The following is a 9,717-nucleotide window of genomic DNA, read 5'->3' on the forward strand; positions in this document are numbered from 1 at the left end:
TGTGAAAAGAAGCTACTATTTCACTTATACTATTATAATATAAATCTTATCAAATGTGATTAAAATTTAATAAAAAAATAAAAAAATTAGAGATAATCTAATTAATGCGTGTGTTTTAGTAACCATTTTATCGAATTATCTCTAATATTATATTTTTTTCTTTAAAAGATTATAATAATCAATTAAAAATCTATTCTTTCAACAACTTTTCTTTTAATTCTTTCGGTTTAAGAGCCACTTTATATTTATAATCTAATTTCGTATCATTATTAGATGCAAAATTAAATAAAGTTTGTTTTTCAGCAAGATACTGATTATCTACTTCATAATTGTTTAGTGAGTAATCAAATAAGAATATTTTTTCTAATAAACACATCACATTGTGAAGATTTTTATTAACCATTTTTTCTAATTCTGGACTACTATAAGCTTTATGTGCATCAGCCCCATGGATAGAACCTTTCTTCGCGGTTCTAACATACATAACTTCTGGTGCAATTTCTAAAAAGTCTTCTTTTAATATTAAATCACTATTGGCTAAACCTCTTAATCTGTATGTTTTTAAATCTTTTCCTAACTTGGCAATTTCTCTATAAAAAATTCCAAGAATATCCTCAAATTTCTTATCAAACATCAATTCGCACGCTAACGCGTATGTTAAAATTTGAGAAATAAATCCTAATTCAATACTATCTAGCGTAAAATCTGTCTGACTACTCTTATAATCGATAATAGAAATATTTTTATCTAAAACATCAACCCTATCTATTACACCGACAAATCTAATAGGTGGAATATTATATTGTTGCAATAGTTCTTTTCTATTAATTTCACCTGTTTCAATATTCTTACAAGAAATAATATTATCTTCTATCTCTAAAGAAAATGGCTTTTCTAAGAATGTCGGCATGAATTTTGTTAAAGAAAAATATTTTATTTCAATTGCTATTGCTATCTCTAATCTTTGAAGCATATTAATTAAAATATATTTATGAGTATTTAACAATTCTATTAATTTTAGAGTTTCTAATATGTCTTTGTTATCACTATTGTAAACAACATCTCTTACAATATCTTTTATTTTAAATTTTCTAGCGATATCTTCATCTTCTTGAACTTCAATATCCATTTTACTTCCACATTCAGCAATAAAACTAACGATTCTTTCATCTGCCATCACCGCATGGAAGAATCTTCCTGAAATAAGATTATCAATATCTATATCTCTTTCTTCTACTATTCCAAGAACTCGTTTAATGAAGAACTGATATGGATTTCTCTCAAAATCAGAAATTTTAGATATACTAAACTTAGAGAAAGTATCTTTTTTCACTTCTAAAAATTCTTTGATTGTATTCTCGTTAAGTTCAAACTTGTAATCTCTAATTATTTTAGATAAATAATTTTTAATACTATTATCTTTAGAAAAGAATATTCTATCATTTAATTCATCTAGTACTTCATAACTTTCAATATTCTCCGAAGATATTAACATCTGATAGTTTTCTAAAAACTTAATCATAAGTTCTACCAAAATTTCTACTTCTTTCGTCTTACTATCTTTTACTTCCATAAATCTTCGATAGACTTTTGAAAACAAGTAGTTAAATTCTTTATCAGAAACAATTTCTGAAAAATTTTCTAAATAATAACTATAATCTGAAATAGAAAATTCTAATATTTTTGAAGTTTGTTTTTCTTCTAATTGTGAAAACAATGATTTTACTGTACTCAAATATGGAGAAGCAAAGTTTTCTTTGAAACTTTTATCTAATAAACTATAACATATATATGTCTTATCTTTTGCGCGAGTTAAAGCCACATAAGCTACAAATTCTTCATCAATAAGAGCCGCTTCTTTAGTTGGAGATAAGAAGATATCCCTTAAAATTAGTTCTTCCTTATCTTTATCGTCTATTAATCCTGCACTCTTCGATACTGGTAATACATCTTTGTTAAATCCAATAACAAAAACAACTTTTTTATTTTCTACCTTAGCTAAATCCATTGTAGACATAATTATAGAATTGTTTATCTCTGGTATTGAACGATACTTGATAGTAGTTAATCCAGCATTAAAAAGTGTTACAAATTTTTGATATTCAAACTTATCATTACCAAAATTCTCATTTATATCATTCATATATTCCAAGACTTTTTTATAAACTTGTCTATCAATACTATCCACTTTCAACTCATCTATATCATCATAATCTCCATCTTCTTTATCGAGATACATTCTGATTTTACAATAGTCAAATACATCAACTAATTTTTTCACATAACGTTTAACTTGTAGATTATCTTTCATAGATACTTCAGAAACCTTAGCAGAGAATTCTAATAGTACCTCTTTACAAATTCGTAGTTGTTCTGTAGAATATTTAATTGTTTTTTCAACAAAATAATCTTTTAATATATCATTAGAAGAATTTACTAATTTCTCATTTAATATATTTTCAACATCATCTACAGAAATTACTCTAACTTTTTCTAACAAATCATTATAACTAAACTTAGTAGTTGATGATACAATTAGGTTGCTCTTAGAAATTCTTTCTTTAATCGTATCCACATCTAATTCTGCTATTAACTTTCCTAATTGTTTTTCATTAACGCTTGTATCATCTAATAGAATATAAGAAATAACTTTTTGACGATAAATATTCTCGAAGTTTGTTAACCTAGTCTTTAATAGGTTTAATAACCTAATTTTAAAATTTCCATCATTAAAATTTAATACTTCCTGAATAAATTTAACTAAACGATGATTACTTGTCTCTATATTTTTATCTAAATGTACTTCTATATTATAATCTTTAAATATATTCACATAGTTCTCATATGTATTATCACGATAAAGAATAGCTATATCTTTATGATCAATGTTTTTTTCCTCTTTTAATTTTACTATTTCACGTGCTACTTGTTTAACTTCTAATTCTTTATTCTTAGCACAAATAATCTCAATGCTATCATCAGTCTCATATTGTGCAGTAAAATTTTTATAATATTTCTCAGCAAGAATACTATTTGAAATTCCTATGAATCGTCCATTTTGGTTTTCTAGTATACTGTAATTCTCTACTATACTGTCCTTTATATCAAATTTTAATACACGCACTTCTTCATTTTTAATAAAAGCTACTAATGAAAAATTAACATCTTTATTATTTTTCACAATTTCATTCATACTGGCAATAATTTCATGAGATTTTCTGAATATATCTAGTTTGTATTTCTCTTTGCTAAATAAATCTGAAAGATAAAAACTATTATATTTCATCTTTTCTAATTCATAACCTTGAATCAACTGCGAAAGGTCGAAGTTAAAATATCTATTCGCATCACTAATTACACTTATTATTAATTTTTTAGATTTTTTAGCTAATTTCTCTATAAAATTATACTCTTGAGCTGTAAAATTATAATAAGCATCCACATAAAATACATAATCACTTAAATCAATATATTCTAAATATAATAACAATTCAGTTATATAATCTACTTTATCAAATGTACTCTGTTCTTTTAATAATCTTGTGTACTCTACATATATTTCTAAAATTGCTTCTAGTTTTTCACGATGACTTTTTTCTAGATTACTATTTTTTTCTAAATACTCTTCTAAAGTATTTATACTTACAGTATATTCCTTTAACTCATTTATAATTTCTTCTACAACTTCTATAAAACTCGCATCTTGTAAAATTCGTTTTACTAAAAAATTCTCACTATTTTCTAATTTTTTTGCAGCTTTATAGAAATAAAATGGTTTAATATTGTCACCTAACCTCTTAAGATTGTCGATTCCAAGTTGTTTAGATAGCCTTCTAGTTAAACTTGAAAAATTCATAACATCAATATTAAACGTTCCACCGAACTTATCACATAAGATTTTTTCGAAATTAAAACTGTTTTGTTCCGGAGTCAACACTATTATCTTATTATCTTTTCTATTTAACTCTATATCATCTAGTATATAGTTAGTCTTACCGACACCACTTGGACCTACTAATAATTCTAAATTCATTGTTTCTCCTTTCTTTTATTAATTTAATTTATATTCCAGTCATTTTTACTTTTGCATAATTATCTTTAGCATATACCTCAATTTTCGGTCTAATTCGTTCTTTAAGTTCACTAACATGAGATATTATACCTATATTTCTTCCATAAGACTGAAGATCTATTAATGTTGTTAATGCAATATCTAAAGTTTCAGCATCCAATGAACCGAATCCTTCATCTATAAAAATAGTCTCTAGAGAAATTCCTCCACTCTCATTTTGTATTACTTCTGCTAAACCTAGTGTCAACGCTAACGAAGCTAAGAATAATTCTCCTCCAGATAAAGAACTTATAATACGCGTACTATTTAGATAAATATCATGTATCTCTATTTCTAGACCTTGCAGCCCTCCACCTTTAGATTTTTCTTCACGTCTAATGAATCTGTAACGATCATTTGTCATCTGTAGTAATCTTTTCGTTCCTGCAACAAGTATCAAGTCTAAATAATATCCTTGTACATACGTTTCTAGAGACTTTCTATTTTCTGTTTTTCCACTAACAACATCACTTAAAGCTATTATTTCTCGTGCATCTTTAGATGTTTCTAATAATTTAAGATACTCACTATAAATTTTTTCATATAATTTTTTATTATTTGATAATCTTGTCGTAAGAATTGCCATTTTTTCTATAAAATTAGAAACCACATTTTCTATATGTTGCAATTTCTCACGTTCTTCTTCTAAATCAGGTCTTACTGTATTTGTTAATTCTTCTTCAAGTTGTTTCAGAGAATTTAGAACTATCTTCTTAGTATCTTCAAATTCATCAATTTGAGTTTGATATTGTTCTAATTTTTCTAATTCCTCAATGCTTTCTTTAGCTTGTTCTAAAGAATTATAGTATTTACTAAGTTTAGAATTCATAAAATTCGATATTATAAATTCAATCCCTTTTGTAACTTCTAATAAATTCTCTTCATTATTTTTCTGCTCAGTTTCTATTTTTGTTTTCCTAATTTGTAACTCATTATTATTTTCCTGGAATTTATTATAGTTATTATCAAATTCATTAATTTGAACTATATTATTTTCATAATAATATTTAAATTCTTCTAACTCTATATTTACATTATTTTTAAATTGCTCAATTTTGTTTTTAGCCTGCAATTGTTTTTGTCTTAATTGATCCTCATCTTTTAGTAAAACTGACAAATTTTCTATCTCTTTTTCTAAGTTTTCTATTTTAACTTCTGATTTTTTTAATCCTTCAACCACTTCTGTTAAATTGGTAGTTTCATGTTTTAATTCATCTTCTAATTGAGATAATTGTTCTACGGCTTTAAGATTAATAGAATCTTCTAAATCTTTTATTTCTGTAGTTAAATTTTGAATATCTTGTTCGTCTTTTTGTAAAAGGGTTTCTATTTTTATTACTTTTTCAGTAACATCTTGTAATGATTTTTCTATATTATCATCTACTTCTACAAGTGTAGTTACCTCTGGAAGATGCTCGATTCTCTGTTTACAAAGTGGACAATCATCACCCTCATGTAATTTCACTAAAAAACTATTTAATACTTCTTGTTCTTTATTACTTTTTAGTAATAACACGTCTCTTTCAGTTTCTTCTTTAGTTACCTGCAACTCTTCTAAATGTTTTTTTAAAGCTTCATAATTAAACTTTTTATCATTTAATTCTGATGATTTTTTTTCAAACTCTTTTAGTTTTTCTACTTCTTGTTCTTTCTTCAAAATCTCTAATTTTAATTTTCCTATACTACCATCTAGAATATTCTTTTCTTCATTCGATTCAAAATAGTTTTCTTTTTCAATTTTTAAACTATATTCTATTTCTCTTATTGATTCTTTTTTTAGATTTAGTTCTTCAAGTTTATTAGTAAATATGTTTATATCACTTTTAGCCACTATCAGTTCATCAATATTGTTATAAAAGAATTTTAAATCTGTTGTTTCTTTTCTAAGTGATTCAATTTTTTCTTTCATTGAATTAAGTTTAGTTTCCAGCTCATTATTCATAGCTAAATCTTTCTTATATCGCTCTTTTTCATCTAGCAAAGATTTTCCCTGTTTTGTTAATTGAAGTTGTTTATCTAATAAACTTGCATATTCTGTTATTTTATCGCTACTTTGTTGTAACTCCGTTAACTTCTCTACTTCCATTTTTAGATTATTGAAGTAACTGTCTTTTTTATTTAATTCATCAATTTTCACCTTATTATCTTCAAGATTTAAAAATTTATCGTTCAGTTTACTTAATTCTATAAAATTCTCTTTTGATTTAATAAGATTTTTTTCTAATTTAGCTAATTCTTTTTTTTCTGTTTCTATCTCGTTTTCTTGAGATAAAATTATTTCATTTATTTCCTCAAAATTCTCATCTTTTAAAAATTCAAACTTTGTTAGTTCCCCAACTATATCAAACTGTTCAAATCTTGTAATTAATTCTTTTTCTTTTTGTTTGTTATTACTATCTAATTTTTTTGCTTGTTCTTGTAATTGATCTACAAATTTTTGATAAAAATAAGTATTAAATAACGACCTTAAAGTTTCTTTCTTCTCACTTGATTTTGATAATAGAAACTCTTTAAATTTACCTTGAGGTAATATAATAATTTGACAAAATTGTTTGTCATCTAAGCCTATTAATTCTTCTACTTTTTCTTTAACCTCTTGCTCTTTTGTTGCAATAACTTCTAATTCTTCATTATTGTATTGCATTAAAGCAACTTTTCCAGATGTTAAATTTTTATTACCAGTCTTCAAATAAGCCAAGGTTCTCTCAATTTTATATCTTTTACCATTCAATTCAAAGTCAAAATTCACCTGTGTTTTATCTTTATCACTAGCTGTTTTCGTTCTTAAAGAAGCTATATCTTTACCACCTGTTGTTTTATTGTATAATGCATAAGTAATAGCATCAAAAAGTGTAGATTTCCCCGAACCTGTTTTTCCTGTTATTAAAAATATAGGTTCATTTATTATTCTATCCCATTCAATTATTTCATCTTTATATGGGCCAAATTCTTTTAATTCTAATCTAATTGGTTTCATCTTGATTCACCTTATCTATAATATTTACTAGCACTTGTTTTTGCCCTACTGTTAACTCACTACCTGTTTGCTCACTATAAAATCCTTCTATCAATTCTAGTGGACTTTTAGTCAACATCTCTTTATCGAGTTTCATTTCACTATCACTATTATTATTACTTTTTTGTTTAAGTATCAAAGTATTAGGATAATATTCTTTAATTCTTGGTAATGGATCTGTTACACCTTCCAAACCACTTAATTCCATACTGAAATAATCTTTTTTACAATCAAAATTTTGTTGAAATTCTTTGGTAAATACCTCTTCATATCTTGCGCTAATATTATGCAATTTACGTTTTTGTTCCAAAGAAATAAACTCTTCCGTATAAATTTCTTTTGTTAATTCTACTAGCCTCATACCTTTTGTCTGTGTTGCTTCAGAGAATGAATAAGCCATTGGACTACCACTGTATTTTATACGTTCTTCTTTTATAGCATTTGGATTATGAAGATGACCTAAAGCTACGTAATCAAATTTTTCAAAAATTTCAACTGCTACATTTTCAACAGTTCCTACAGAAATTTCTCTTTCAGAATCAGTTTCTAGCCCTCCAGATACAAAAGTATGAGCTACTAAAATATTAGTTTTACTCATATCTATATTTTTATAAATTTCATTAATTACTCTTTTTGTCGCAGAATTATGAGTTATAAGTGTAGTATCCTCAAAATATTCTCTTGCTTCAAAAGGTTCAAAATATGGTAATAAATATATATCCGTATCTTCAATGGTAATCTTATCAAATGCTTGATTTAATCTTGTATGAAGATAAAATTTATGCTTGCTAAACCAAGCTTCTCCTATAGCTAATCTCTCCCTGCTATCATGATTACCACTAATTGCAAAAATTGGTATATTACATTCTATGTTAATTTTCACTAGGAGTTCCTGTAAAAGTGTTGTAGCCTCTTTACTAGGCACACTTCTATCATATAGATCACCTGCAATTATTAAAAAGTCAGGTTTAGTCTCATCAATTTTTCTGATCAAATTATTCATTACATATTGTTGATCTTCTAATAAATCTTTCCCTTGTAATTTTCTTCCAATATGCCAATCTGCAGTATGTAAAAATTTAACCATATAATCACCTTTTTCTATAAATTATCTCTATTATATTATATCTTAAAACGAAATAAAATAACAGAGAACGATAAAATATTGTTAGATACGCTTCTATAACTAATATGAAAAAAAGAGTCTTGCATTATTGCATGACTCTTTAGTATTTTAAAATTGTAAAAAATAGTTTAATAGGTATTTAATACCTATCGATATTATATATTAAATTTATTAAAATTAAAAGCGATTTCCTAATACTAAATCTCTTTTATCAATATAATAAAAAATGAAGAGAAGATATTTTAATCTCCTCTTCATAATTTTCTATTTTCCAAATAATCTTTGGATATCATTCCATGTTACAGCTAACATTAATGCTACCATTAATAAACCAAATGCTACTGTTAAGTAATATTGAGCTTTTTTATTAATTGGTTTCTTAAATATTGCTTCGTAAATTACAAAAATTATTCTTCCACCATCAAGAACTGGAATAGGAATTAGGTTCATAAGACCTAAGTTAACACTTAAAATTCCTGTCCATTTTAATGTTGTAATTAAACCACTCTGTGCAGCTGCAGAAGACATTTCATAAATCGCTACAGGTCCTCCAAGTTGATTTAAACTAAATCCACCAGTAAATAATGAAGCAAACAGATTAATAATTCCCATGAAAATCGCTGTTCCGTAGAATAGAGTTTGTTCAAACCCACTCTTAATTGAACCAGCTAAGTCTTTCTCATAAGCTTGGTTTATTCCTAGTTTATATGTTTTAACTTCTTTACCCTTTTCCACGGTAACTTCTTCTTTTGGTGTAACTTTAATTTCTTGTTGTGAACCATCACGTGACACTTTTAATGTAAGCTCAGAACCATTAGAACCTACGATTTCTTTTGTCATTTCTTTCCATGTAGTAACACTCTTACCATTTACCTGCTCAACTACATCACCTTGTTTTAATCCTGCTGAAGAAGCTGGATAGTTAGAAGCTAGTTCACCTAAACGCGTTGTATTAGATGGTACTCCACTATAAATTGAAATTCCTAAGAAAATTGCTAAAGCTAATATAAAGTTCATTAACGGTCCTGCAAATAATGTCCAGAATTTTTGCCCCCATGAGTGTGAAGAAAACATTCTTTCAACTGGAGCAATTTGTTCTTCCATACCGCCAAATGCAACACATGCATCTTTTCTTACTTCATAACGTTCTATCTTATCTCCAACGAATCCTTCAACAAAAAGTTTTTCTGTTAAATCAAATTCGTTTAATTCTAATGGAAGTAAATCCATATCATTACTTTTATCTAGAACTATTTTTTCAACATTATCATTTTCATCTAGTTTTAAACTAACTTTCATACCTTTTTTAAGATCATATACTGACATATCATTGTTGAAATCAAAAACATTGTCAGGCATTTTTACATATCCACCGACAGGTAGAAGTCTAATAGTAAAATTAGTTTCTCCTATTTTTTTATGGAAGATTTTTGGTCCCATTCCAATTGCGAATTCCTGACATAA

The 9,717-nt window shown here is 26.3% G+C and carries 4 protein-coding genes; all 4 read right to left on the reverse strand.

The window, feature by feature from the left end; genetic code table 11:
• Positions 1-190: 190 nt before the first annotated feature.
• The gene (locus tag RYK99_RS03130; protein WP_314990040.1) at positions 191-4,033 is read right to left on the reverse strand and encodes a PD-(D/E)XK nuclease family protein; all 3,843 of its coding nucleotides are present in this window, start codon (positions 4,031-4,033) and stop codon (positions 191-193) included.
• A 28-nt stretch (positions 4,034-4,061) separates the two neighbouring features.
• The gene (locus RYK99_RS03135) at positions 4,062-7,088 is read right to left on the reverse strand and encodes an AAA family ATPase (protein ID WP_314990042.1); all 3,027 of its coding nucleotides are present in this window, start codon (positions 7,086-7,088) and stop codon (positions 4,062-4,064) included.
• Entirely contained in the window at positions 7,075-8,214 is a 1,140-nt protein-coding gene (locus RYK99_RS03140) for an exonuclease SbcCD subunit D (protein WP_314990044.1), read from the reverse strand. The genes RYK99_RS03135 and RYK99_RS03140 overlap by 14 nt, the downstream gene beginning before the upstream one ends.
• A 303-nt stretch (positions 8,215-8,517) precedes the next feature.
• Positions 8,518-9,717: RIP metalloprotease RseP (rseP, locus tag RYK99_RS03145; protein ID WP_314990046.1), on the reverse strand; the 1,200-nt coding region annotated here is incomplete at its 5' end.

It is taken from the genome of uncultured Gemella sp. (assembly GCF_963537375.1).
Lineage (GTDB): Bacteria > Bacillota > Bacilli > Staphylococcales > Gemellaceae > Gemella.